Consider the following 25,276-nt stretch of genomic DNA (forward strand, 5'->3'; position numbering starts at 1 on the left):
AGAAGGTTTTATTTTACTTTAATTAATACCAAATTTTTCTGTATGGTATTTGCAGGATCGGTAATCACATGATTTGCCGTGTCGGTAATGAACATTAATTTACCATCGACCTCTATACGCGCACTCACCGCATAGGTTTGCTGGGGCTTAATATCATCACGTAAAAAGTTTAGCTGATAAGCAAACGGAACTTGGTTGCCGTCGGCCAAAAACGCCTGATGACTAATCACTTCGGCTGCCACATCCATTTTCGATACATCAGACAAAGTAACGGTAATTCGTGCATTATCAGGTAAAGCCACTCGCTCACGGTACGTCAATGTACCGGTTACCTGCTCTAAACTTGTATCTTCTTCAACCAAGTTGGTACATGCTGATACCACTAGCGCCGCAAAAAGCGCTGAAATCAGTAGTAAAACCCGTTTCATTTTCTCTCCTCGTGTATTCAGCATGAGTTGTACTTGAACTAAATTGCAAACTGAATGATTATCAGAGCACTCGTGATCGAATAATCATCACAATCGCAGTCATTTATATCCGTAATGATATCATTATTTATGGAGCGCCAATGAGCAAAGAACTGAATGAACTTCTCACTCTGCTACATTTAGAACAGCTTGAGCAGGGCTTATTTCGCGGGCAAAGTGAGCATTTAGGCTTGCCACAAGTTTACGGTGGTCAAGTGCTCGGCCAATCGCTTTCTGCCGCAAAAGAAACCGTAGAAGAAAATCGCCAAGTACACTCTTTTCATAGTTACTTCCTACGGCCGGGCGACCCACATAAGCCCATTATTTATGATGTCGAAAAACTCAGAGATGGCATGAGCTTTAGCACTCGGCGAGTAAAAGCGATTCAATTTGGTCGCCCTATCTTTTATCTCACCGCGTCTTACCAAGCCGAGGAAGATGGTTATAATCATCAATCAGTTATGCCAGCTGCTCCCGCGCCTGAAACACTCAAATCAGAACAAGAGCTGGTTAAAGCCATAGCTCACGGCTTGCCCAAGGCTGCTGTTCGCACCTTTGGTCAAGAGCGGCCAATCGAAGTTCGTCCCGTTAACATTGTTAATCCATTAAACCCTAAAGCGATAGAAGCCAAGCAATACTTGTGGATCAAAGCTAATGGCGAGATGCCAGACGACCCGCGCATTCATCAATATTTGTTGGCTTATGCTTCTGATTGGGGGTTTCTCGTTACAGCCTTGCACCCGCATGGCGTTAGCTTGTTATCACCCAAGATGAAAGTCGCGACCATTGACCACTCAATGTGGTTCCATCGCCCATTTAGAATGGACGAGTGGCTGCTGTATGTTATTGAAAGTCCATCGGCCAGTGGGGCGAGAGGATTTGTTCGAGGTGAGATCTACAACCAAAAAGGTGAATTGGTCGCGTCGGCAACTCAAGAAGGTTTGATGCGCCATACAGCCTCAAGCAATAAGCCTTCATAGCCACTGCAGTTAAATAATCCTGCGAATAAAAATAAAGCCGCTACTGCGGCTTTATTTTTACATTTCTGTCTCTAGTTGCTGAATGTGCTCACCAGCCTGCTGCAACTGGTACATCTGCCAATAATGATCTTGATGAGAGAGTAACTCTCCATGGGTTCCGCGTTCTAATATTCCACCTTGGCTTAGTACCAAGATTTCATCAGCATCGACAATCGTCGATAAGCGATGAGCTATCACGACAATACTCATATCTTTACGCAATGCCGCTAACGCCTGTTGAATGTGCTGCTCTGTGCCGGAATCAATATTTGCCGTTGCTTCATCCAATATTAAGATTTTGGGCTTTGCAACGAAGACTCTCGCCAAGGCTAAAAGCTGCTTCTGTCCGGCAGAAAGGCTCGCTCCACCGCCGCCAAGAGTGGTGTCGAGCCCTTTATCATATTGTTTAATTTGCTCAGTCAGCCCGACTTTATCGAGTGCTTGCCATATTTGTGCATCATCAATCGGTTGGTTTATATGTCGCTGCTGCCGACCAAGGGTAATATTCTCTCTCACAGAAGCACTCAACACATGCGGGTCTTGCTGCACCATCGCAATACCATCGCGTATAACAGAATGTGACAATGCAGATAAAGGTCGGCCATCAAGCCTAACCTCCCCTTCACTAGTCGGATAGAACCCCACCATCAGCGACGCGAGGGTACTTTTTCCACTTCCGGTATGACCAACCAAAGCTAAAAACCCGCAATGAGGCACCGTTACATTGATCGCATTAAGTACAGGTTGCTTACCGTCGTAGCTAAAACTCACATTACGGCATTCAAGCTTTCCAGATTGCATCTCAACCAGATCATCGCCGTAAGCTTGTTGCCTAGCATCGATAAGGCCAAATATCCGTTCACTGGCAACAAGCGCCTGCTGCAATAGCGACAACTGTTGGGTCAACTCGATTAATGGCTCCGTCACCCGCCCTAGATAACTGATAAAAGCATAGAGTACCCCAACACCAATAAGCTCAACACCGCTCACGCCAAACAAAGCGACCAACGATAACAGCGCAACACCAGACAGGAAATCAATCAATGGCCGCAATAAAATGCCATTCATTTTCGTCACACTGATCTGTGCCTGGAGATGATCCTCGGTCAGCGATGAGAACTGCTTGTAAAATGCTTTTTCCTGCCGCATCAGTTGTATTAGGCTCATCCCCTGAATTGACTCGCTCATCGATGCATTAATATCAGCCAACAAATCACGCATGCGCCGGTAAGCTGCCGCACTGCGACGTTGATAAAGCACCATAATCGCCACCACGACTGGCAACAGTACCAATACCACCAACGTTAACCGCCAGCTAATAATGCTCATCACGACCAGCATCACTATGACTAGCGTGACATTTTTCAATACGGTGGCGATAACATAGACATAAAAGTCTTTCAGCGACTCGGTATCGTTAGTTACCCGAGAGATCAGCTTGCCTGTCGGCATGTAATCAAACGCAGATAATGGTTGATTAATTACACGACTAAACAGCTGCTTACGCACAGTCTGCACAACACTAATCGCGATTTCATTAAAGCGGAGTGATTGCAAATATCGCAACCACGCTGTTGCGATCATTAACCCAACGTACGCAATCGCCAACAGCGCAATGTCTATTTCTGGGAAGCTATTTGTCGCAATATTTTTATCAATAAAGTGCTGGATAAGCCAAGGGCCTGAAACATCGGTTACTGAAGCAACCAATAGCAAAGCGATGGCAATCGCTAGCTTTTTTTTATCCGCTAAGGCATAGCTTAGTAAGCGCTTTAAGATAGGTGTATTCAATGTCTTTGGGCTCATGAACCACCCTCCACTGCCTGTTCCAATTTTTGATAGCGGTACATTTCTGCATACCAATTATCTTCGGCTAACAAGGCCCTGTGGTTGCCACGTTCGGTCACTTTACCTTGTTGGAGCACCAAAATTGAGTCGGCATCTTCCAACGCGGTTAAACGATGGGCTATCACAATCACCGTTTGCCTTTTTTGCCGTTTTAGGTTCGCAAGTATTTGATGCTCAGTTTTCCCATCAACCGCTGATAAAGCATCATCTAATACCAAAATTTCAGCGTTAAGTAGCAATGCACGAGCAATTGCAATTCGCTGTTTTTGGCCCCCCGAGAGGGTGATCCCTTTTTCACCGACCAAGGTTTGATAGCCCTCTGGGAACTGCATGATATCGCTATCAATGCAGGCCGCTTTCGCGGCTTTTCGCACCAACTCTAAAGAAGCCTCTGGCCGGCCTAGTGCAATATTCTCGGCAATAGAGCGTGAAAATAAAAACGGACTTTGGCTCACCACAGCAAACAGGCTACGCCACTGGTCAAGGTTTGCATGGCGAATAGCTACATCGCCATAATAAATGCTGCCTTGTTCTAGTTCCTGTTGACGTAATAACAGGGCTAACAGCGTTGATTTACCACTGCCTATTGGCCCAGCAATGCCTAACATGTGTCCATTCATTAAACTGATGTGGAGATCTGACAGAGCGGGATGCTGTTGACCATTCCAACAAAAGCGTTCAATCGCAATCTGTAACGGCTGCTGGGTGTCATGTAATGGTTGCTTACCACTGAGAATATCTGGCTGCTCGTTAAAAATAGATTCAAGCCTATTCCATGCAGCAGAGCCCCGTTCAAGAATGTTGAACAGCCATGCCATCGCCAGCATCGGCCATATCATTAACCCTTGATATAGCGTAAACGCCGTCAAATCCCCCAGCGTCAACCGTCCGTTGTGCACCATATAGGCTCCCCCAGCAATACTGAGGAAAAAAGACATGCCTATCGCAATTTGGATCACGGGATCGAATTTCGCATCAACCTTTTCAACCGCCAGATTCTTTTCGCCAACCGCATCTACAACGCCAGCAAAATCGGACTGCTGCCGTTGCTCTAAACCGAAAGCACGGATCATCCTAACGCCATTAAGGCTTTCTTGTGTTTTATCGGTGAGATCGGAAAAAGCCGCTTGCGACGCAGAAAAACGATGGTGCAATTGGCGGCCGAGGAAAAAAACCGCAACTGCCATAAATGGCATTGGCAGTAAAGCCAATAAGGTAAGCTCCCAACTTAACATCGTGGTCATAATGAAGAGCACAGCAATGCCCGTGATCAAAGAATCAGCGGCAGTTAACACCCCTTCGCCAGCAGTCATAACCACAGCATTCACATCATTACTTGAACGTGCCATTAAATCACCGGTTTTATAACGCTCGAAGAAAACCGGGGGATGAGAAGAGAAATGTTTATACAGCCGGTTACGTAGCACAGTGCCGAGCTCTGCTGCTGCACCAAACAACCAAACCCGCCAGACAATCCGTAATAAATAAACAATGAACCAAAGCGCTACCAACCCACCAAGCCATAAAAGCATGGTGCGTTGATCAATATCGCCACTGACAACGCCATCCACGATCCAGCCAATGGCACGCGGGGGCAATAACTCAAAAAGAGAAACAACCACGAGGATCATAATAGCCCCGGTATATCGCCGCCATTGCTGGCGGAAATACCATCTTAGCTGCCAGAATATTCGCATCGCCCCTCCATACATATGCCTTAACTAATTCTTTTAATTATGAAAAAGAAACAGCAACACGATCAACATGAAAAGTGCCTACAGCTAAAAAAACACACGATTAACTATAGCTTTGCGAAACAGTACTCAATATTCAGAAGAGTTGATAAAAATATAACCGCATTTAAATGCTTTATACTGGTAATGCCGTCGTGTACTTCAGTGGCTCCATCGCAAATGTGGAGGTTACATTAGTCAGACCTTCAATGCTGTTTACTAGCTTCTTGTAAAACAAATCGAACGCGGCCATATCAGCAACTTGTACTTTCATCATGTAGTCGTATTCACCCGCCATACGATAGAACTCCATGACTTCAGGAAACTCTGAAACTGTATCGACAAAGCAGCGGTACCACTCTTTTGAGTGATTACTTGTTTTAATTTGCACAAATGCCGTGAAAGCCAAACCCAGTTTTACCGGATCAAGTAAAGCAACTCGCTGACGCAGCACACCACTTTCTTCTAGCCGCTTCAGCCGCTTCCAACACGGTGTCGTGGTCAGGTTGACGGCTTCAGCCAGTTCTGCCAACGACAATGTACCGTCCTGTTGTAACAAACGTAAAAGTATTCTGTCATTCTTATCTAATTCTGCGACTGAATTACCCATAAAAACCACCTTGGAGTAAAATTTTCTCCATTATATGTATTACGCAGTAAATAAGATAAAGATTTTTTCTTCATTCCAGATTACATTATTGACATAGCATAAAAACACTTACTAAAAACTACCGAACACAACAAGGAACAGCCATGAGCCATGACCCACAATGGATAAACAACGCTATCCGTAAGATTGAAGCAGACTTTCAACGCTCTGCAGATACTCACTTAATTAAGCTTGATATTCCCGTGCTCGATGGCATTGATATCTACCTGAAAGATGAGAGTACCCATCCAACAGGTAGCTTAAAACACCGCTTGGCTCGTTCATTGTTCTTATATGGATTGTGTAATGGCTGGATTGGCGAAGATACCACCATTATTGAATCATCATCTGGTAGTACTGCGGTTTCAGAGGCGTACTTCGCTCGACTGCTCGGTGTACCTTTTGTTGCTGTCGTACCACGTAAAACCGCGCAGAAAAAAATCGAACAAATTGAATTCTACGGTGGCCGCGCTCACTTCGTCGATTGCCCTCGTGAAATCTATGCCGAGTCTCGCCGTCTTGCGAAAGAGCTGAATGGTCATTATATGGATCAATTCACCTTTGCCGAACGTGCTACCGACTGGCGTGGTAACAACAACATCGCAAACAGCATCTTTGAACAAATGCAGCTGGAAGAGCACCCGATCCCGAGCTGGATTGTCATGAGCCCTGGAACTGGCGGTACATCAGCGACCATTGGCCGCTATATTCGCTACCAAATGCAACCAACAAAGTTATGTGTCGTCGATCCTGAGAACTCAGTCTTTCACGACTACTACAAAAGCCGAGATTTATCCCTGACAGGCACGGTCGGCAGCCGCATTGAAGGGATTGGCCGCCCAAGAGTTGAGCCTAGTTTTATTCCTGATGTTGTCGATGAAATGCGGACTATTCCCGATGCTGCCAGCATTGCGACGGTTCACTGGCTTGAAAAGCTACTGGGACGAAAAGCTGGCGCATCAACAGGCACCAATTTATACGGGGTACTCCAACTGGCATGTGAGATGAAAGCCCGCGGTGAAAATGGCTCAATCGTCACTTTATTGTGTGATAGCGGTGAACGCTACCTCGATACCTATTTCAATACTGATTGGATCAGCAACAACATTGGTGATATTTCGGGTTACCTTCGCCAATTAGAGCAATTTGAGCAAACAGGTAAATTGATGTCTCACTAAGTCACTTAAGCTGTAGCCTCCGACTCTTTTACTTTGTCGCCAAGCCGCAATACTTTGTTGCGGCTTTTTTGATTGTTTAACACTCCTTCGCGTTCAATACCTTTTCTCTTAATCCATGCTGCGGTAGCATTGCCATGCCAATAGAGAACCTGCTGTTGGTCTATCTTTTATATCAGATAGTTCCCTACCGACTGTTTTTCGGTACGAATACAATTTAGGACGAAAATACATGCGCAAAGCTGTTGTTGTTTTTAGTGGCGGTCAAGATTCCACTACTTGCCTGATCCAAGCCATGGCAAATTTTGATGAAGTTCACTGTATTACTTTTGATTATGGCCAACGCCATAAGCTTGAAATCGAAGTGGCTCAATCCATTTGTAAAGAGCTCAAAGTGACCGCTCATAAAGTCATGGATGTCGGCTTACTAAACGAACTTGCTATCAGCTCTCTAACTCGAGATAACATTGAGGTATCTCACGAGCTACAAGCGAATGGCTTACCAAACTCATTTGTACCAGGCCGCAATATCCTATTCCTCACTCTTGCTGGCATTTATGCTTACCAAATTGGTGCTGAGGCGGTGATCACTGGAGTGTGTGAAACCGATTTTTCTGGCTACCCAGACTGCCGTGATGAGTTTGTGAAATCTCTGAACCAATCACTGGTACTGGGTATGGATCGCCCGTTGAATATTGAAACCCCACTAATGTGGCTCAATAAAGCAGAAACATGGGCACTGGCTGATCAATATAACCAGCTGGATTTTGTTCGCCAGAAAACCTTGACCTGCTATAACGGCATCATTGGTGACGGCTGTGGTGACTGCCCTTCTTGCGATCTGCGCAAAGCGGGCCTTGATGAATACCTTGCAGATAAAGATGCCATTATGGCGGAATTGAAAACCAAGCAAAATGCAGGCCGCGCTTAACTTAAAAGCGCTATTTGGGGTCAATGCACATATCTAAGGGTGAACCATTTTCACCCTTTTTTTACCTTTCCTAATTTACAATACGCCATCTTATAAGTTCGCTTTTCACCAAATCACGACGAATACCTTGCTGCCCATGAACTGTTGCTGCAGCCAACTCTCACTATAAAGTACGACTAAGTAGCTATAACGATGACAGCTTATCGATATTTAATACTGCCATTATATGGTGTGTCATTCTATATAATGGCAGATAAATCACAACAAACGACGAGTTTGCCACCAACCGACCGGGCCGAGATCCCTTTTTATGTCGACCAGACAGAGGCAGAAGTGGGGCTTGAGCGATACCAGCATGCTATCGACCAGCTAAAGCGCCAGCCTGACAGCCAAGCAACCAATAAGCTTATTGATGATCTGGAATATGCAGAAAAAGATTACCTTGAGATAAATGGATTGCCCAAATTCACTTTTCTCGGCGGCCCTGCATACACACCAGAACAAGGGATATTAGTCGCAGTCGGTGGACTCTATTCCTTTAAAACAGATCGGCAGCTGCATGGACTGCAGCGCTCAAGCGTATCCATGTTTTTAGTTGGCAACTATGTTGATAACGATGTCGGCTACGGGCTTCGTGCTAAACACAATATTTTTTGGAATAACAATGACATCCAGTTTATTGGCGAATGGAATGCGGGCGTACAAAGCAAACATTACTGGGGAATTGGTTATGAGCAGGCACAACGTTTTGACCTCGGTGATGACACCAAACAAACCGTATTAAGTAACAATTACCGCGCAAACCTGAATTTTAGGCTGCATGGAGATTGGTTTGTCGGGCCAGCGATCGCCATCGAATACTATTCCCCTCAAGGTGATGAAGCACCAGCTGCTGCGCAAGATGATACTAACTACCACCAATTTGAAGATAAGCCATTTACACTCGGGCTTGGTGGCAGCCTCACCTATGACTCTCGTGATGTCGCAGTCAATGCTTGGCAGGGGCAATACGCCAAAGCCCAATACTTAATCTTCAATAGCGCCTTTGGCAGCCAAGCCGACTTTCAATTACTTAATCTTGAGCATCGCTATTACTACAGTCTGAATCCAGGACAAGTTGTCGCGACGCTCGTTAACTTTCAGCATAGCTTTGGGGATACGCCCTATTACGCCATACCAACCCTTGGTGGCCCTACATCATTGCGGGGGTACTACAAAGGCCAATACCGAGATAACGCCGTCGCTGAATTTACTACCGAATACCGGCATACCTTCCGCCGCTCTAGCGGTGCGCTATCCAAGCACGGCATGACACTTTGGAGTGGTATTGGCTCTATTGCTGAAGAGGCTTCAGCCCTTGGTCAAGACAGCTTATTTAGCTATGGCATCGGCTATCGCTACGAAGTTCAGCCGCGAATGAATGTCCGGCTCGATTTGGGCTTTAGCGAACATGGCGCCGCGTTTTACTTTAATTTCACCGAAGCATTTTGATCAGAGGCATGATCTTGAAACACCAATCGTCCATTTTTACCCTGAGTTTACTGGCAAGTTCGCTTTCGATTCACGACGCTACAGCCAATGAATACACACCAGCACAAGCGCAAGCGCAGCAAGAAATAGATAACCTTCACTGGAGCGGCTTACCTGTCTTTGGTGAGCAGGCCAGAGCTCTGGGGTACGATCTACCGATACCGGTCGGGTTCGGGATCTATATGAATACTCAGGAAGTCGAGTACATTGCTGAAAATGACTTCGGGATCTTAGCCAAAGGCGGCACGCTAGGTCGCCTATGCGGGTTTGGCGGCAGTAGTTCATCGTCACGAATTCCATCCAAGCCAAGTAAACCTCAGCCAGGTAGCGGCGAATGTGCCATGAGTATTCCTGCAGAAAATGTCAGCATTACTGGTAAAGATGAGAGTATCCAGCTCCGCCTTGATGCATGGATTTTTCCCTTTATGAATGTCTATGGTCTTGCGGGTTATACCCGAGGCTCGAAAAACATTCTGGCAGATTTATCTAATGTCACTATCAATGGCCGCCAGACCAACGGGATCAATGCAACTTTACCGCTTAATCTGGAGTATGAAGCCTATAACCTTGGATTAGGCACAGTACTCGCGACCCAATTTACCCCTATCAACGGTATGCGCCCAATCATAGTAACCGCTGTCGGGGCAATGACCAACTCATGGACAACAACCACTGATAGCACCATCAAAACCTACATTGGCGCCTTACGAGTTGGCCAACGCTATGATTTGCCCCATGGGAAACTGACCCTGATGGGAGGCTATACCTATCAGATGATCCAACAAAATGTCAGTGGTACCATTGATTTAGCAGGAACGGAACTAGATAACCTTGCAGATACCATCGATTTTGATGTTGATTTAAAGAGTAAAGAAAGCAATAACATGGCTGTGACTGCCGTTTATGACTTTGGCGATAACAATGAATGGATGATCTTCGCCGAATACGGTTTTCTTAACTGGAACCAGCTAACCTTTTCAGTTGGGCGTCGTTTTTAAGCACAGAAACAAAAAACCGAAGCCTAGGCTTCGGTTTTTTATTATTCAGCGTATCAGATTAGTCGCGGTATAACGCAAACTCATCTTGGCACTCAACAAGTTGCTCACGGGTCATCATAAACACGCCGTGGCCACCGTTGTCGAATTCAATCCAAGTGAAAGGAATATGTGGATATTGCTCTTCCATATGGATCATCGAGTTGCCAACCTCACAAATTAAGATACCGTTTTCTTTCAGGTAATCCGGTGCATTGGCAAGAATACGACGAACTAGCTTCAAGCCATCAGTACCTGCAGCAAGACCAAGCTCCGGCTCATGTCGGAACTCATCCGGTAGGCTGTCCATGTCTTCTTGGTCAACATACGGTGGGTTTGTCACGATCAGATCGTATTGGTCTTTTGGCACATCACGTAGCAAGTCTGAACGCAGTGGGATCACCTGCTGCTCTAAGCCGTGATCTTGAATGTTTTGCTCGGCAACAGCCAATGCATCAACTGAAATATCAACAATATCGACTTCAGCTTCTGGGAAAGCAGTTGCACAAGCAATACCAATACAACCAGAGCCAGTACACAAGTCCATAATACGCGTTGGACGCTCAGCAAAGAACGGTTCAAAGCTATTTTCAATCAGCTCACCAATTGGAGAACGAGGCACAAGCACACGCTCATCAACAAAGAATTCCAAACCACAGAACCATGCTTTGTTGGTTAGGTATGAAACTGGTGTACGTTCATTGATGCGACGGATCACTCGCTCAACAATGCGTAAACGCTCACTGCTGGTCAGGCGCGAGAAGCGAACTTCTGACGGAATATCCAGTGGCAAATACAGAGTTGGTAGTACAAGCTGAACAGCTTCATCCCACGCATTATCTGTGCCGTGGCCATAAAATAGTCCAGCAGCATTGAAACGGCTGACCGTCCAACGTAGCATGTCCTGTAATGTATGAAGTTCGTTAACAGCTTCGTCGACAAAAATCTTATCCAAAATAGCCTCCGGATGGCGCTACAATACCGCTATAGAGTTGTTGGAATTTCACTATGAGTAAAAAAGAACTTAACCTGAAAGATGAACTAGCACTCTTTCAGGATGCGGTTAAGGGCGTAAAAAAGATTTCGAATGATACCATAATCACGCCGCGCCGACAGAGCCCAAAGGCTGATAAGCCTAAAGTCTCGACAAAAGAAGCACTAAATCATGAATTTTACTTCTCGGATGAATTCGAGCCGCACCTAAATGAAAACGGGCCTACACAGTATGCGCGTACGGGCGTCTCTAAGTATGAAGTAAAAAAACTGCGTCGTGGTGTTTATGTGCCAGATATGTACCTTGATATGCACGGTATGACACAGAAGGAAGCAAAGCGGGAGCTTGCAGCCATGATAGCGGCGTGTATCAAAGAGAATGTTTCATGCTGCTGTGTTATGCACGGTATTGGCAAGCATATTCTCAAGCAAAAAGCCCCGATGTGGTTAGCCCAACACCCCGATGTTATGGCCTTCCACCAAGCACCGCTCGAATTCGGGGGTAATGGTGCATTGCTGGTATTGATCGAAATCCCTGAGCGCTAGCCTCAAAAAAAACCATGCGTACCCAAAACACAAAGGGCAGGAATTTTCATTCCTGCCCTTCTTATATGCTAACTCTAAATTAAATAATCAGTATACGTAGCGCGCTAATGCACCGACGTTAATCACTCGGCCTTCAACAATTAGGGTAACTTCCCCACTATCACAAATTTGCATACGCGTTTTTATTGCCTGCTCACTGTAATAGTGTTCACAATTGCCGTTTCGAGCACTGTCGATACGAGAAAATATGGTAATACCGCCGCCCGTACTAAGCATGTTTTGCGGCGCTGCAAAAGTCAACGTACCGCCAGAGGCCGAAATATGCATTTCTTCACTGATACCATTGGCCCATTTGATTGCACCATTTGCATTAATGCTTGGTGACATTGGTGCCTGCACACACCCAGCCAACAAAGCGGCTCCCATCAGCAGTAACAATTTGCCTTTCATCGTAATATCTTTTGAATAGTCGTTAACAACAATACCTACTAAGGTATCGACCAGCCGCCTGAAAACCTGAGTGTTTTTTATCACTACTCGTACATTTCAGGGTGTAATGTGTATTAGCCTTCCGGCGTTGCCTGCCACAACAGCTCGCTAGCCTCACTATCAGGGTTATATTCAATCGCTGCAATGGATGAGGTAATAAACATCGGTGGCTGCAAACCGGCGACAAGTTCAGCGGTTAAATACCCCACTAACGGTAAATGTGACACCACCAGCAATGTGTCTGGCCGTTCAAGGTTAACAACCGCTTTAATGTAGGCTGCAACATCTTCAGCATCCCCGTATGGCGTTATATCTTCCATCGTCACCAAACGTTTTGGCTCTGGTAAATGCTCAGCCATTGACTGCCATGTTTGTTGGGCGCGTAAATATGGGCTAACCCATACGGTATCTAACTCACCATTGAGCTGCGGTGAGAGTTGCAACGCCATTTGAGATGAAAGCGCTTCTCCCCGAGGGGTTAATGGTCGCTCTGCATCACTTGGCGCAAAGTTATGGGCTTCACCGTGACGCATGATATAAATTCGCATAATTCTTCCAATTACTGCCGTCGAAGATTCACTCGTGCGCTTTTTATTTTTACTATCAGCACTGATGAAATGATCAAATCTAACGTTATTATTCTTGCTGCATGGGCGTTCCTTGCTTAAATACAGCGAGAGCAAAAGCCATGCTAGCAAGTAACCTCCAACGAAGACAGCCATTCAACCAACTCAATCACTTTTCCGTGACCCCGGTAGGATCTCACTTTTTCTTGCTATAACGAGAAAGCTTATTATTTGCCACCCTTTGTAATGAGCGTCATAATTAGTCTAATTCCTTTTGAAAATAGGCGCTTCCCGTGCATACAAGTCCTAATGACCTAAAGCAGTACCGTTACCTGACTCTCCCTAATGAGCTAAAAGTACTGCTGGTACATGATGCTGATGCGCCTCGCTCTGCTGCTGCATTGACGGTAAATGTCGGCCATTTTAACGATCCCCTAGATCGCCAAGGCATGGCGCACTTTCTTGAGCATATGCTGTTCTTAGGCACGGAAAAGTATCCACGGGTAGGTGAATTCCAGACCTTTATTAACCAAAGTGGCGGCAGCAATAATGCGTGGACCGGGACAGAAAATACCACCTACTTTTTTGACGTTAGCCCACATGCTTTCAGTGAAGGTTTAGACCGCTTTGGTCAATTTTTCACGGCGCCACTCTTTAATGAAGAAGCGGTAGATAAAGAGCGAAATGCGGTTGATTCTGAATATAAACTCAAGATCAAAGATGATGTTCGCCGTCTTTACCAAGTACACAAAGAAACAGTTAATCCTGAACACCCTTTTGCGAAGTTTTCAGTCGGTGATCTCACCACCCTTGAAGATCGCCAAGATAAATCGGTTCGTGATGAACTCATAGAGTTCTACCAAACCCATTATTCTGCCAACCTTATGGGGCTCGTATTGCTTGGCCCTCAATCATTGGAAGAACTTGAAGCTTACGCTGTTACATTTTTCCAAGACATTCCCAATACAGGTCAAGCTCAGCCCGATATCCCCGTGTCTTTGGTTACTGATAATGAAAAAGCCAAATTTATTACCATTGAGCCAATCAAAGAAGTTCGCAAACTAACACTGTCGTTTACCCTTCCCTCCGTCGACCAATATTATCGAGAGAAACCCCTTTCTTATATCGCCCACTTATTGGGTAATGAAGGTAGCGGCAGCCTAATGTCGTTACTGAAAAAGGAAGGGTATATTAATACCTTAACAGCGGGTGGCGGTGTAAATGGCAGTAACTTCCGTGAGTTTACTATCGGGCTAAGTCTGACTCCCAAAGGGCTTAAGCACGTCGATAACATTGTTGAAATCGTCTTTCAGTATATTGCTTTAATCAAGCAACAAGGTCTGAACGAATGGCGCTATAAAGAGAAGCGCTCAGTATTGGAAATGGCTTTCCGCTATCAAGAAAAAAGTCGCCCACTCGATACCGCAAGTTACCTCGTGATGAACCTGCTGCATTATACGCCAGAGGATATTATCTATGGCGACTACATGATGGATGGCTATGATGAGCCCTTGATCAAACAGCTTTTGGCCGAACTATCCCCAGAAAACATGCGGCTTGTTTTAGTTGCTCAAGAACAAGAGTACGACCAAGTTGCCCAGTGGTATCACACGCCTTATCGTGTTACATCGTTTACCCTGCAACAACTTGATCGCTGGAGCAACCCAGACATTCACCCCGATCTGGCACTACCAGAGCCGAACCCTTATTTATGTGAGCAGCTTGACCCTCTTGAATTAAACGCAGGGGCTGAGCTACCACCGCGATTAATTCAAGATTTACCCGGCTTCCGTTTATGGTTCAAACAAGAGCATGAATTCAGAGTGCCAAAAGGGATCATGTATATCGCCATCGACAGCCCACATGCCGTAAGCTCTGCGCGAAATATTGTAAAAACACGGCTATGTGTTGAGATGCTCTTAGAAGCGACTAACGAAGTCGCTTACCCCGCAGAAATTGCAGGTATGTCATATAACCTGTATGCACACCAAGGGGGCGTGACACTTCAACTTTCAGGCTTTAGTGAAAAACAGCCCTTGCTGTTAAAGCTATTATTGGAGTGCTTTGCCAACCGTGATTTTGCCCCCGAGCGCTTTCATAATATTAAAGCGCAAATGCTACGTAGTTGGCGCAATGCCGCGCAAGATAAGCCAATATCACAGCTTTTCAATCAATTAACGGGAGTATTGCAACCCAATAATCCCCCGTATCCAATATTAATTGAAGCACTAGAATCCATTGAGCTTGATGAACTGCCTGCCTTTGTTGAAGCCATGTTTGCTGAGCTGCACATTGATACGTTCATTTATGGTAATTGGCATGAAGCCGACGCATTGGCGATTGCTGAAACACTAAAAGATGCTTTCCGCGTGACCGACCAACTGTATGGTGAAGCTCAACGACCGCTTGTTCGGCTCAATCAATCAGGCACATTAAGCCATGAAATCCACTGCGAACATGCTGATTCAGCGATTTTAATGTACTACCAGTCGCGCGAGACAACACCACATAAGATTGCCATTTACACCTTGGCCAATCACCTTATGTCGACCACGTTTTTCCATGAACTACGCACTCGGCAACAACTGGGCTACATGGTGGGAACAGCAAACCTGCCGCTTAACCGCCACCCGGGATTGATCCTTTATATTCAATCGCCTGTTGCCGGTCCGACGCAATTGCTCGAAGCCATTGATGAATTTACCAATGCCTTTGCATTAGTCTTACTCGAACTCAGTGAAGCGCAGTGGCAAGCCAGTAAACAAGGTTTAATCGCCCAAATATCAGAACCAGATACTAACCTACGTGCAAGAGCGCAACGCTTTTGGGTAAGTATCGGTAATAAAGACTCTGAGTTTAACCAGCGCCAGAAAGTCATTGAAGCGCTGTCATCACTCAGCCGTGCAGACATGATTAAGTTCATAGTGAATATCATCAAACCTCGCACCGCAAACCGCGTCGTTATGCATTACCACGGGCAAGTGCATGACAAATTACCGCCACTAACCATTGGAACGCCCATTGGTCCGATAGATGACTTTCAAAAAGATGCACATTAAGCCTTTCGCCATATAAAACAGCCACGCAGCCCTCTGCAACACTGGAGGGCTGTAGCATCAACGACTTAACAGCCTTCCTTTCAGATTTTTTTATTTTTAATTATGTCTATTTTATATGAAGACATAATCCCTAACATATTATCAAAACTATTCAGTGGCCAATCGCCCGACTATCGGTAATTATTCAATTTAAGACACGTTCCAATCAGGTCGCTTTACTGAACCAAGTATCAATATGGCAGTCAAAAGTGTCTGTTAGGATCTGAAAATTAATACGGCAGGATGCCTACTTTTGACTTTCATGAAGAGGTTAATACATGAGCCATATCTGCCCCCATTGCCAGCTATCGGTGACTGCGCCAGCGGTTAAAGATTACGATGAGTTTTTTGTATGTAAGCACTGCCACAGCGCGCTCTCTCATCATGAGCAAGATATCTTGCTTTATGCGCTGGTGTTTATCGTCGCAATAACGGCACCGCTCGCTTTTATACTGAAAGTAAATATTTTCGTGGCATTGAGTATTGCTATGCTGGCCTATCACTTTATGCGTCAGCGCTTTATTGAACCTTTTTTCCGCTTGCGCTTAGTCGACCTATATCCACGCCAAGTTAACTAAAAAAGGCCTACAATGCAGGCCTTTCGTGCTTATCGGTTAGCTCAGTTCATGGCTTATGAATAAAAAGTTTCCCCTTCATTCACCATTGCAATCAGCTTATCGCACGGTTTAAAACGCTCACCGTATTTATCAGCATGGGCATTCAACATCTCGACAACCTGTTCAATACCCAGTTGATCCATGTAGCGGAATGGCCCCCCTAAGAACGGCGGGAAACCAATACCGAAAATAGCCCCAATATCGCCATCCCGAGCTGAGCGTATTACGCCTTCATCTAAACAACGCGCCGCTTCATTAAGCATCATCAAGCTACAGCGTATTGCCAATACCGAGGCTTCTTCTTTTCGTTCTGGCTTAAGGTTAAGCAGCTTATAAACACTCTTATCGACTGCTTTCTTTTTGCTGTCGTATCGATAGAAACCTTTACCGCTTTTACGCCCTTTACGGCCATCATTGAGTAGCGTCTCGAAGACATCTGGTCCTTGAAAACGGTCACCCAGTTCAGCCACCAGAATTGGCATGATCTTCGCGCCAATATCGACACCCACTTCATCCAATAAGGTAATTGGACCAACAGGGAAGCCAAAATCAAGCAATGCATTATCTAGGTGCTCGATTGGCTCACCGCTTAACAGTACATTCGCCGCTTCATTCATATAAGGCGCGAGGATACGATTAACATAGAAACCCGCACTATCACCCACCACTATCGGTGTCTTACCCTGCTTTTTAGCCAGAGCAACCACTGTGGCGACGGTTTCTTCAGATGTGCCTTTATGCGGGATCACTTCAACAAGAGGCATTTTCTCGACTGGACTAAAGTAATGCAGCCCCACGACATTCTCTGATCGTTGCGCATTTTCTGCTATTTGGTGAATCGGTAACGACGACGTATTGGTAGCAAAGATAGTGTCTGATTTAGCATTATCTTCAACCTCTTTCACCATTTGATGCTTCAGCTTAAGATCTTCAAATACAGCCTCAACAACCACATCGAGACGATCAAAGCCGGTATAATCCGTTCCACCGACAATCGACATCATCTGCTTTTGCAGCTCAGCCTTACTAATGATGCGACGCTTGCGCTTCTTATCGAGTAATTTGTAGTTGTAAGCCATGGCATTCAAAATACCATCGTTCGCAATGTCTTTAATTCGAACCGCATAGCCCTTTGTTGCTGTCACATGGCTAATACCACCACCCATCAAACCACCACCTAATACGCCAACCTGTGTGATTTTTCTAGGCTGCGTATCTGCACCGGTTTCTTTTTTCATTGCAGTGGTCGCAAAGAAGATACTCCGTAGTGCAGCTGACTCTGATGACATCACTAAATCACCAAATAACTTCGCTTCACGTGCCAAGCCTTTGGTTATACCTTCTTGCAAGCCATATTTGATCACATCCAAAATAGCTTCCGTCGCAGGGTAATTACCGCGGGTTTTATCACGGGTTTTCTTCGCCGCTTGGTCAAATACCAACGAACGTCCTAACGAGTTGCCCCCCATCGCCCTATCTTGCATAGAAAGCTGACGCTTAGGCTTAGGTTTTAGTGCTTGTTTCTCTGCAACATCGAGCAAAATACTCAACGGCACAGATTCATCAACCACGCCCAATTTTTTTGCTTTCTTGGCACGGAGTTGTTTGCCCGTCAAAATCAGATCTAATGCATTCGCTACACCAATCAAGCGAGGTAGACGCTGCGTACCACCTGAGCCAGGTAGCAAACCAAGTTGTACTTCTGGTAACCCCAGACGGGTTTTGTCGTCGTCAGAGCACACACGACTATGACAAGCCAGCGCTAATTCCATGCCCCCGCCTAAACAAGGGCCATGGATCGCGGCAACCACATGAAACGGTAGGTTTTCTAGTTCAGCGAACAATTGCTGACCTTGCGTTGCTAACTCACACGCTTCTTCTGCAGTATTACAGGCTGCCAGCATGCGAATATCGGCACCGGCAATAAAGTTATCTGGCTTTCCTGAATACACCACCATGCCTTTTACATCAGACTTGGCTTTCAATTCATCCAGCACAATTGAAACCTGTTCGCCGAATGCTGCCTGTAGCGTATTCATTTTTTCTTCTGGCACATCAATCTTTAGCCAAGCAATGCCATTATCAGCATAAGATAGCGAGAATGCGGATTGTTGTTGAGTCATTATTCAGCCTCCAAAATCATTGCAGCACCCAGCCCACCAGCGGCACAGGCTGTATTTAACGCAAAACCACCACCACGACGCTGAAGCTCTCTCAACGTTTGAGTGATCATTCTTGCACCTGTTGCGGCAAATGGGTGTCCATATGCAAGAGAGCCACCAAGCACATTGAATTTATCCATATCGATTTCACCAATGGCTTCACTGCGACCCAACTTTTCTTGTGCAAATTGCTTAGAACCAAACATTTTCACATTGGCTAATGTCTGTGCTGCAAATGCTTCATGCATATCAATCAAGGTTAAATCAGACAACTGAAGACCTGCGCGAGCTAACGCAAGAGGGGTCGCATAAGACGGCCCCATCAGCATATCCGTCTCAACGCCAATAGCTGAAAATGCATAAGAGCGGATATAACCCAACGGTTTCAAACCAAGCTCTTTCGCTCGCCCTTCTCGCATAAGCATGACAGCGGCTGCACCATCAGTTAATGGTGTCGCATTTGCGGCTGTCACCGAACCAAATTTACGGTCAAAAGCAGGACGTAGTTTGGCATAAGATTCAAGGCTAGAATCTTCACGAATATTGTTATCTTTATCGATCCACTGGCGGTAAGGTTCAGGGAATGCGGTGATCACTTCACCTTGGATCAAACCATCACGCCATGCTTGAGCAGCAAGGGTGTGCGAACGGTGCGCCAACGCATCTTGCTCTGCACGCGTAATGCCATGCGTTTTAGCCATCTGCTCGGCCGTTTGTCCCATACTGATACCCGTTGAGTATTCAGCAACCGCAGGCGGTACTGGCATTAGATCTTTTACACTCAACTTACTCAGCAATTTTAAACGCTTGCTCATGGTTCTGGCTTTGCTTAGCGCCAGTAAGGTTGCGGCGAAATGCTTTGATACACCAATGGGCAAAACAGAAGATGAGTCGGCACCACCAGCAATACCAATATCAACAGTACCAGAGATAATACTCTCGGCCACATTGGCGGCGGCTTGAAAACTGGTCGCACAGGCGCGAGTCACACTATAGGCATCAGTGCCTACATCCATCCCAGTACCTAAGACAATTTCACGTGCAATATTTGGGGCTTCTGGCATTTGAACCACTTGGCCAAACACTACTTGATCAATCAATGCCGGCTCGATATCAACCTGCTGCAGCATCTGGTTAACAACCATTTTCCCCATGTCCAATGCCGGCACACCATCAAAAGCGGTTGCTTGGCGAGCAAACGGGGTACGTAATCCACTTACAACGGCGATGCGCTCACCTTGACGGGTGGTGAGATTCTGGAGACGTGACATCGCTACTCCTTAATTATTGTTTGTCGGGCACGTGGGTAACGGGAGCCAATTGGCAACATTCCCAACAGTGCATTAGAGGTCAGACCACAACCAATTGTAATGCACTTGTTATCAATATCAAACAATTGTTTAAAATATGAGAGGAAGATACGTATCTAGAATATAATTTGATGCAATAAGCCCTTCACTCGGGGTGAATTAACCATGCTTAACGCAGATAGATGATTAATCTGAATTTTGTTCAGGAAAGAATATGTGCGGGTAAGAATGCTAAGATAAAAAAAAACCACACCGAAAGGTATGGTCTGAGTCGACACGGAAGTTAATCCATGTAGTAGTATAAATCAATTAACATAAAGCCAATTGCAAATCAGGCAAGCCTGATAGGAGAAAGTAAAGTCAGCCTTCAAAAGGAAGTTGTCATCTTGCTCAACAGATATTAAGCCTTAATTAACGTTCCTAATCCTCGGAACCTCAACCAACACTTAGTATCAGATGACAGGGGTTACTATAGCGTTCTTACCAAGAGACAATTTGAACCAGATCAATTTTAGTGCTGATTATTGGATGAATCGTTAGAACATTGCATAAAACAGTCAAAAAAAGCCAATGTTCACTCAATTGATAGGCAATTTTATGATTAAGCAATTTTTTCGTAAGAAAACCCCAGAGTCCTCGGTCTCTGTAAATATGAATAAGCAAAGACGATATGAAGCCCTTGTCCGGGCTTGGCATCGGGATCTCTATCGCTACGCTTACTGGTTGTGTCATGATCCGCATATCGCGGAAGATTTGGTACAGGAAACCTGTTTACGTGCATGGCGTTCACTTGATAGCCTTCAAGATGACAAAGCAGCCAAATCATGGCTTATTACTATTTTACGCAGGGAAAATGCACGACGCTTTGAGCGTAAGCAGCTCGATTTAGTTGATATCGATGATTACGCGATTGCAGATACGCAGCACCAAGATACCGATAAGGATGCAGAACAACAGATGTTGCACAAGCAAATTATGCTGCTCGCCCCTGAATATCGTGAGCCACTGGTGCTACAAGTCATGGCAGGGTTTAACGGTGATGAGATTGCTGAAATTTTAAACCTTAATCGTAATACGGTAATGACACGCTTATTCCGCGCCAGAAACCAGTTAAAAGAGCAAATAGAAAAACAGTCCGAGCGGAGGGGGCACCACAATGGATGATTTAGAATTTCGACGCCGTCTTTTGGCCGATCCAAATGACAACAGCCAAGATATGGTCGCAGCACGTAATGTATCTGCCGCAAACCGAAAACTGTCAGATGAGCTACTGCAACTTGATAGCAAACTTGAAAAAGCACTGAAAGTTGATGTACCTGACGATCTTGCTGATCGGATCTTATTTCATCAGTCCGGCCAAGAGGTTAAAAAGCCTAAGAAAGCAAAGCTTCACCTCGCGCTAGCAGCATCTGTCGCGTTTGCATTTGGGGTGTTTACGGGGCAATTTAACAACATTACAGATTCAGCCAGCTATCAAGCCGGCATTGCACAGTTGGCACTAGAGCATGTTCACAATGAAGCACCCTTCATTAATGGGATCGATGAGTCAGTGTCTCTTACACAAGTAAATGCCAAACTAACCCCTTTTGGCCCTCAGTTTAGTGATTTGCCCGGCCATATTTACTATGTTAATCACTGCGGATTTGGTGATAAAAATGCCCTTCATATGGTCATGGATACTGAGCAAGGTAAGGTAACTGTGTTTGTTGTGCCTGCAGACTCACCACAAATGACAGCATTTAGTGATAACAACATGCAAGGTGTTGTCATGCCAATTAGAAATGCCAGCCTCATAGTGGTTGGTGAAAAAGGCCAAGATGTGACCCCGATAGCGAAAACACTGGAAGCCGATCTTAGCTGGGAAATTTAACCTTTTTGTCTATAAAAACATCAAAAAAACCCCAAAAGCATAAATTTGATACATGCCTAGGGGTTTTTACATTCCACAAAAGAATACCAGAAAATAAAATGTTACCTCTGTTGCATATTTAGATATAACACCCTCAATTTTAAGTTCATTTTATATACACTGCCTTTGCGATTGTTAACTAAGCAGTAACAAGCACTGTTTAGCCACTGGTCTGATTTGTCATAAGAGCATCGCACCATACAATCTCGCCCGATCTGCAGGAATAGCAGATATAAAGCAGTAAAAATAATTAGGAATAACTATAAATATGAACAAGAAGCGTCTGTTTACAAAATCAGTGATTGCTTTCGCAGTCACCATGGCATCGCAGCAAGCAGTAGCTGCAGGTTTTCAACTAAACGCCCAATCCGCTACGGGCCTAGGTCGTGCATTTGCTGGTGACGCCGTTATCGCTGATAACGCATCAGTAATGTCACGTAACGCAGCAGCAATGTCTCTATTTAGCTCACCAGAGCTATCTCTAGGCCTTAATGCAATTAATACAGATATCGATGTTAAAGACGGCCAATACAATAACTTATTTACTGGCAGCCAAAATCTTGATGACCAATCTGTTGGTGATACATCATACGTTCCGAATATTTACTACATCCACCCAATTAATGATAAGTGGACAGTTGGTGCATCAATTTATTCAAACTTTGGTACCAAAACAGAGTTCAGCGACGACTACCCTGCTGGTGAATATGGCGGTTTGACTGACGTTAAAAGTGTAAACTTTGGCTTAAGCGCATCTTATCGAATCAATACTCAGTGGAGTGTCGGTGCAGGTCTAGATATCATCTACGGTTCTGGTGAACTTAAACGCTCAAATGAAGTACTTGAAGGTGCACTAGGGCTGGATAGCGCGTTACTTGATGTTGATGCTGATGGCATCGGCTACGGTTTCAACCTTGGTACCGTTTATGAGCTAAATGAAAATCACCGCTTTGGCCTATCTTACCGCTACAGCCCAGAGCTAGAAGCGGATGGTGACATATCATATAGTGGTGCAGATCTTAGTTCTCAGAAACTATTAATGCCTTTGCCTGATATGGCAGAATTTTCCGGTTACCACCGTTTAAACCAGCAATTTGCGGTTCACTATAGCGTACAGTGGATTGGCTGGAGTGCATTCGACAAGTTAGCAACTGACGGCGATGTGACGCTGAATGATTACGAATGGAAAGATGGTTGGCACTACGCATTAGGTGGTACATACTACCTAAACAGCGACTGGACCCTACGTGCTGGTTACATGTATGACACCAGTGCTCAGGATCAGAAAACATCAATCTCTGTACCAGATTCAGATCGTCAGTGGTTCTCAGGTGGTTTCACTTATCACCTAGACAGCAAGTCTAACATCGACTTTGGTGTCACTTACCTTGTAGGTAAAGATGTTACTGCTACCGAATCAACAGTGGTTGATGGAATTCCAGTTCCAGTTTCTGGAGTTACAGCAACAACTCGTGCTAACGCATGGCTATACGGCGTACAGTACAGCCGTTCATTCTAATTCAGCGAATAGCATAAGTTAGATATATAGAAGGGAGCCTTTGGCTCCCTTTTTGTTTCTTAGAGTCGTTTTATTTTTTAATGCTTTCACTCCCCCTTCAATAATATCTCTCTCAATTTCAGCTAACACTTCGTCGCTGAAACCCATCGATAACGATACATATGTACGCTGAAAACTCATCTGACCAGAATGTAATGAATAATAAATACCAGACTTTAAACCAACAAATGGTAAATTGTCAGTTATTTACTTCAAACAGACTCTACTCATCATTATTAAGTTAAAGCATTTACTCTAAAGCGTATGATTCGCGCTATTGAATTTCAGCGAACATAGTAGACTGATGAAACATAATAAAATTACTTTATCTTTAGCAGCAGCGTTAACACTTGGCATGAGTGCCAGCACTATGGCAGCAGGCTTCCAGCTTGCCGAATATTCAGCGACAGGTTTAGGCCGAGCATTTGCCGGTGAAGCCGCAATGGCCGACAACGCCAGTGCTCAGTTCCGTAACCCAGCCATGATGACTTACCTTGAAGGAACCCAAATTTCTATGGGTGCGATCTATGTTGATCCGAACATCGACGTAGAAGGTGATTTAAGTGTTATGGGAAACCAGATCACTTCCACCAAGGCAAGTGACATTGCCCATTCAGCGGTAATCCCTAACTTCTACTTATCACACCGTATCAATGAGCAATGGGCAGTTGGCCTAGCATTCTCGACTAATTACGGCATGGAGACTGAGCTATCTGGTGACTTCCTTGGTACTTTATTCGGTAACCAAGCCAAAGTAATGTCGGTAGAAATCAACCCGAACGTAGCTTACAAAATCAATGACCAATTCAGTATCGGTGGCGGTGTACGCTATGTCATGGGTGAAGGCCACTTTGGTGCATCAGTACCGACCAACCTTCCAACTACTGGCATAGATCAAGTTGATCAGATCGTTGGGCAGATTAAAGGCCAAGACCTGAAATACATGGAAGGTGATGATGCAGCCTGGGGTTGGCAGTTAGGTGCAGCTTGGCAAGTTAATCCAGATCACCGCATTGGCGTCAACTACCGCTCTGCAGTTGACCTAACGCTAGAGGGTGAGGCATCAGGTGCACTATATGGCGGTACTCTCCCTGGCAGCATGGATTTAACCCTTCCTGCAACAGCTGAAATCGCCAGCTTTCATCAGTTAACCGATAAGCTTGCTATGCACGCTAGCTTCAACTGGACGGATTGGAGCAGCTTCGAAAAATTGGTTGCAGTTATTCCAGGCCACCCTAGCAGCCCTGATCTGATCAAAGAAGAAAACTGGGAAGATAATTACCGCTTTGCAGTAGGTGCTACTTACCAGTACACCAACAAATTAGCACTTCGTACTGGTGTCGCTTACGACACCTCAGCGGTAAATGACGAACACCGTACCCAGACGATTCCAGAAACTGATCGCCTATGGCTGAGCATGGGTGCAGGTTATCAATGGTCGCAGAACCTAAGCTTTGATGCAGGCTTTACTTACATCTTTGCTAAAGATGCTTCGATGGAAGAGTCTATTGATCTAAATGGCAACCCTATTGCCAGCTTCAAAGGCGAAACCACCGGCAACGTATGGCTAGCAGGTATTCAGGCTAACTACCGCTTCTAAGCATTCAGTAACGTAGCAACTTATTAAAAGAGCGCCCAGGCG

General features: G+C 45.2%; 21 protein-coding genes. 12 read left to right on the top strand and 9 right to left on the bottom strand.

Annotation, left to right across the window (positions count from 1 at the left end):
• Nucleotides 1–8: 8 nt before the first annotated feature.
• Nucleotides 9–428, bottom strand: coding sequence for a YbaY family lipoprotein (locus L4D09_RS02300; RefSeq protein ID WP_428455868.1), 420 nt, complete (start codon nt 426–428; stop codon nt 9–11).
• A 140-nt stretch (nt 429–568) separates the two neighbouring features.
• On the opposite strand from L4D09_RS02300, the gene tesB reads away from it, so the two are divergent.
• The gene (gene tesB / locus L4D09_RS02305) at nt 569–1,447 is read left to right on the top strand and encodes an acyl-CoA thioesterase II (RefSeq protein WP_428455869.1); all 879 of its coding nucleotides are present in this window, start codon (nt 569–571) and stop codon (nt 1,445–1,447) included.
• A 57-nt stretch (nt 1,448–1,504) separates the two neighbouring features.
• On the opposite strand, the gene L4D09_RS02310 is transcribed toward tesB, so the two are convergent.
• From L4D09_RS02310 to L4D09_RS02320, 3 genes are all read right to left on the bottom strand, one after another.
• The gene (locus L4D09_RS02310) at nt 1,505–3,292 is read right to left on the bottom strand and encodes an ABC transporter transmembrane domain-containing protein (protein WP_428455870.1); all 1,788 of its coding nucleotides are present in this window, start codon (nt 3,290–3,292) and stop codon (nt 1,505–1,507) included.
• Nucleotides 3,289–5,031, bottom strand: a complete 1,743-nt coding sequence (locus L4D09_RS02315) for an ABC transporter transmembrane domain-containing protein (RefSeq protein ID WP_428455871.1) — start codon at nt 5,029–5,031, stop codon at nt 3,289–3,291. Before L4D09_RS02315 ends, L4D09_RS02310 begins: the two co-directional genes overlap by 4 nt.
• A 172-nt stretch (nt 5,032–5,203) precedes the next feature.
• A complete protein-coding gene (locus tag L4D09_RS02320; protein ID WP_428455872.1) occupies nt 5,204–5,677 on the bottom strand; it encodes an Lrp/AsnC family transcriptional regulator in 474 nt (157 codons plus the stop codon).
• A gap of 143 nt (nt 5,678–5,820) precedes the next feature.
• Between L4D09_RS02320 and L4D09_RS02325 the strand changes: the two genes are divergently transcribed.
• The 4 genes from L4D09_RS02325 to L4D09_RS02340 all read left to right on the top strand — a co-directional run bounded on the left by L4D09_RS02325 (nt 5,821) and on the right by L4D09_RS02340 (nt 10,350).
• Nucleotides 5,821–6,894, top strand: a complete 1,074-nt coding sequence (locus tag L4D09_RS02325) for a PLP-dependent cysteine synthase family protein (RefSeq protein WP_428455873.1) — start codon at nt 5,821–5,823, stop codon at nt 6,892–6,894.
• A gap of 229 nt (nt 6,895–7,123) precedes the next feature.
• The gene (gene queC / locus L4D09_RS02330) at nt 7,124–7,822 is read left to right on the top strand and encodes a 7-cyano-7-deazaguanine synthase QueC (protein WP_428455874.1); all 699 of its coding nucleotides are present in this window, start codon (nt 7,124–7,126) and stop codon (nt 7,820–7,822) included.
• Nucleotides 7,823–8,068: 246 nt separating this feature from the next.
• Nucleotides 8,069–9,313, top strand: coding sequence for a BamA/TamA family outer membrane protein (locus tag L4D09_RS02335; RefSeq protein ID WP_428455875.1), 1,245 nt, complete (start codon nt 8,069–8,071; stop codon nt 9,311–9,313).
• A gap of 14 nt (nt 9,314–9,327) precedes the next feature.
• On the top strand, nt 9,328–10,350 hold the full coding sequence (locus tag L4D09_RS02340) for a hypothetical protein (RefSeq protein WP_428455876.1): 1,023 nt from the start codon (nt 9,328–9,330) through the stop codon (nt 10,348–10,350).
• A gap of 58 nt (nt 10,351–10,408) precedes the next feature.
• Here L4D09_RS02340 and prmB read toward each other — a convergent pair whose 3' ends face one another.
• Nucleotides 10,409–11,341, bottom strand: a complete 933-nt coding sequence (prmB, locus tag L4D09_RS02345) for a 50S ribosomal protein L3 N(5)-glutamine methyltransferase (protein WP_428455877.1) — start codon at nt 11,339–11,341, stop codon at nt 10,409–10,411.
• A 53-nt stretch (nt 11,342–11,394) separates the two neighbouring features.
• On the opposite strand from prmB, the gene smrB reads away from it, so the two are divergent.
• Nucleotides 11,395–11,925 carry an endonuclease SmrB gene (gene smrB / locus L4D09_RS02350; RefSeq protein WP_428455878.1) on the top strand — a complete coding sequence of 177 codons (531 nt, stop codon included), beginning with the start codon at nt 11,395–11,397 and terminating at the stop codon, nt 11,923–11,925.
• Nucleotides 11,926–12,012: 87 nt separating this feature from the next.
• Here smrB and L4D09_RS02355 read toward each other — a convergent pair whose 3' ends face one another.
• Nucleotides 12,013–12,375 carry a hypothetical protein gene (locus L4D09_RS02355; protein WP_428455879.1) on the bottom strand — a complete coding sequence of 121 codons (363 nt, stop codon included), beginning with the start codon at nt 12,373–12,375 and terminating at the stop codon, nt 12,013–12,015.
• A gap of 113 nt (nt 12,376–12,488) precedes the next feature.
• A complete protein-coding gene (gene sixA, locus L4D09_RS02360) occupies nt 12,489–12,962 on the bottom strand; it encodes a phosphohistidine phosphatase SixA (protein ID WP_428455880.1) in 474 nt (157 codons plus the stop codon).
• Between the two features lie 311 nt (nt 12,963–13,273).
• Between sixA and L4D09_RS02365 the strand changes: the two genes are divergently transcribed.
• Together L4D09_RS02365 and L4D09_RS02370 are read left to right on the top strand one after the other, a co-directional pair.
• Complete coding sequence (locus L4D09_RS02365; RefSeq protein WP_428455881.1) at nt 13,274–16,039, top strand: insulinase family protein; 2,766 nt, start codon at nt 13,274–13,276, stop codon at nt 16,037–16,039.
• Between the two features lie 317 nt (nt 16,040–16,356).
• Nucleotides 16,357–16,656 carry a hypothetical protein gene (locus L4D09_RS02370; RefSeq protein ID WP_428455882.1) on the top strand — a complete coding sequence of 100 codons (300 nt, stop codon included), beginning with the start codon at nt 16,357–16,359 and terminating at the stop codon, nt 16,654–16,656.
• 53 nt (nt 16,657–16,709) lie between these two features.
• On the opposite strand, the gene fadJ is transcribed toward L4D09_RS02370, so the two are convergent.
• Together fadJ and fadI are read right to left on the bottom strand one after the other, a co-directional pair.
• Nucleotides 16,710–18,818, bottom strand: a complete 2,109-nt coding sequence (gene fadJ, locus L4D09_RS02375; RefSeq protein WP_428455883.1) for a fatty acid oxidation complex subunit alpha FadJ — start codon at nt 18,816–18,818, stop codon at nt 16,710–16,712.
• Nucleotides 18,818–20,128: an acetyl-CoA C-acyltransferase FadI gene (fadI, locus tag L4D09_RS02380; RefSeq protein ID WP_428455884.1), complete on the bottom strand. Its 1,311-nt coding sequence runs from the start codon at nt 20,126–20,128 to the stop codon at nt 18,818–18,820. Before fadI ends, fadJ begins: the two co-directional genes overlap by 1 nt.
• 636 nt (nt 20,129–20,764) lie before the next feature.
• Here fadI and L4D09_RS02385 point away from each other — a divergent pair.
• From L4D09_RS02385 to L4D09_RS02400, 4 genes are all read left to right on the top strand, one after another.
• Complete coding sequence (locus tag L4D09_RS02385; protein WP_428455885.1) at nt 20,765–21,331, top strand: sigma-70 family RNA polymerase sigma factor; 567 nt, start codon at nt 20,765–20,767, stop codon at nt 21,329–21,331.
• Nucleotides 21,324–22,037, top strand: a complete 714-nt coding sequence (locus L4D09_RS02390; RefSeq protein ID WP_428455886.1) for a DUF3379 domain-containing protein — start codon at nt 21,324–21,326, stop codon at nt 22,035–22,037. Before L4D09_RS02385 ends, L4D09_RS02390 begins: the two co-directional genes overlap by 8 nt.
• 307 nt (nt 22,038–22,344) lie before the next feature.
• Nucleotides 22,345–23,595, top strand: a complete 1,251-nt coding sequence (locus L4D09_RS02395) for an outer membrane protein transport protein (protein ID WP_428455887.1) — start codon at nt 22,345–22,347, stop codon at nt 23,593–23,595.
• 343 nt (nt 23,596–23,938) lie between these two features.
• Nucleotides 23,939–25,234: an outer membrane protein transport protein gene (locus L4D09_RS02400; RefSeq protein ID WP_428455888.1), complete on the top strand. Its 1,296-nt coding sequence runs from the start codon at nt 23,939–23,941 to the stop codon at nt 25,232–25,234.
• Nucleotides 25,235–25,276 lie beyond the last annotated feature (42 nt).

It is taken from the genome of Photobacterium makurazakiensis (assembly GCF_050336715.1).
In the GTDB taxonomy this organism is placed as follows: domain Bacteria; phylum Pseudomonadota; class Gammaproteobacteria; order Enterobacterales; family Vibrionaceae; genus Photobacterium; species Photobacterium makurazakiensis.

Coding starts and splice junctions, on each gene's coding strand:
- L4D09_RS02300 (WP_428455868.1), bottom strand. CDS start 428: ATGAAACGGGTTTTACTACTGATTTCAGCGCTTTTTGCGGCGCTAGTG.
- tesB (WP_428455869.1), top strand. CDS start 569: ATGAGCAAAGAACTGAATGAACTTCTCACTCTGCTACATTTAGAACAG.
- L4D09_RS02310 (WP_428455870.1), bottom strand. CDS start 3,292: ATGAGCCCAAAGACATTGAATACACCTATCTTAAAGCGCTTACTAAGC.
- L4D09_RS02315 (WP_428455871.1), bottom strand. CDS start 5,031: ATGCGAATATTCTGGCAGCTAAGATGGTATTTCCGCCAGCAATGGCGG.
- L4D09_RS02320 (WP_428455872.1), bottom strand. CDS start 5,677: ATGGGTAATTCAGTCGCAGAATTAGATAAGAATGACAGAATACTTTTA.
- L4D09_RS02325 (WP_428455873.1), top strand. CDS start 5,821: ATGAGCCATGACCCACAATGGATAAACAACGCTATCCGTAAGATTGAA.
- queC (WP_428455874.1), top strand. CDS start 7,124: ATGCGCAAAGCTGTTGTTGTTTTTAGTGGCGGTCAAGATTCCACTACT.
- L4D09_RS02335 (WP_428455875.1), top strand. CDS start 8,069: ATGGCAGATAAATCACAACAAACGACGAGTTTGCCACCAACCGACCGG.
- smrB (WP_428455878.1), top strand. CDS start 11,395: ATGAGTAAAAAAGAACTTAACCTGAAAGATGAACTAGCACTCTTTCAG.
- L4D09_RS02355 (WP_428455879.1), bottom strand. CDS start 12,375: ATGAAAGGCAAATTGTTACTGCTGATGGGAGCCGCTTTGTTGGCTGGG.
- sixA (WP_428455880.1), bottom strand. CDS start 12,962: ATGCGAATTTATATCATGCGTCACGGTGAAGCCCATAACTTTGCGCCA.
- L4D09_RS02370 (WP_428455882.1), top strand. CDS start 16,357: ATGAGCCATATCTGCCCCCATTGCCAGCTATCGGTGACTGCGCCAGCG.
- fadJ (WP_428455883.1), bottom strand. CDS start 18,818: ATGACTCAACAACAATCCGCATTCTCGCTATCTTATGCTGATAATGGC.
- fadI (WP_428455884.1), bottom strand. CDS start 20,128: ATGTCACGTCTCCAGAATCTCACCACCCGTCAAGGTGAGCGCATCGCC.
- L4D09_RS02385 (WP_428455885.1), top strand. CDS start 20,765: ATGATTAAGCAATTTTTTCGTAAGAAAACCCCAGAGTCCTCGGTCTCT.
- L4D09_RS02390 (WP_428455886.1), top strand. CDS start 21,324: ATGGATGATTTAGAATTTCGACGCCGTCTTTTGGCCGATCCAAATGAC.
- L4D09_RS02395 (WP_428455887.1), top strand. CDS start 22,345: ATGAACAAGAAGCGTCTGTTTACAAAATCAGTGATTGCTTTCGCAGTC.
- L4D09_RS02400 (WP_428455888.1), top strand. CDS start 23,939: ATGAAACATAATAAAATTACTTTATCTTTAGCAGCAGCGTTAACACTT.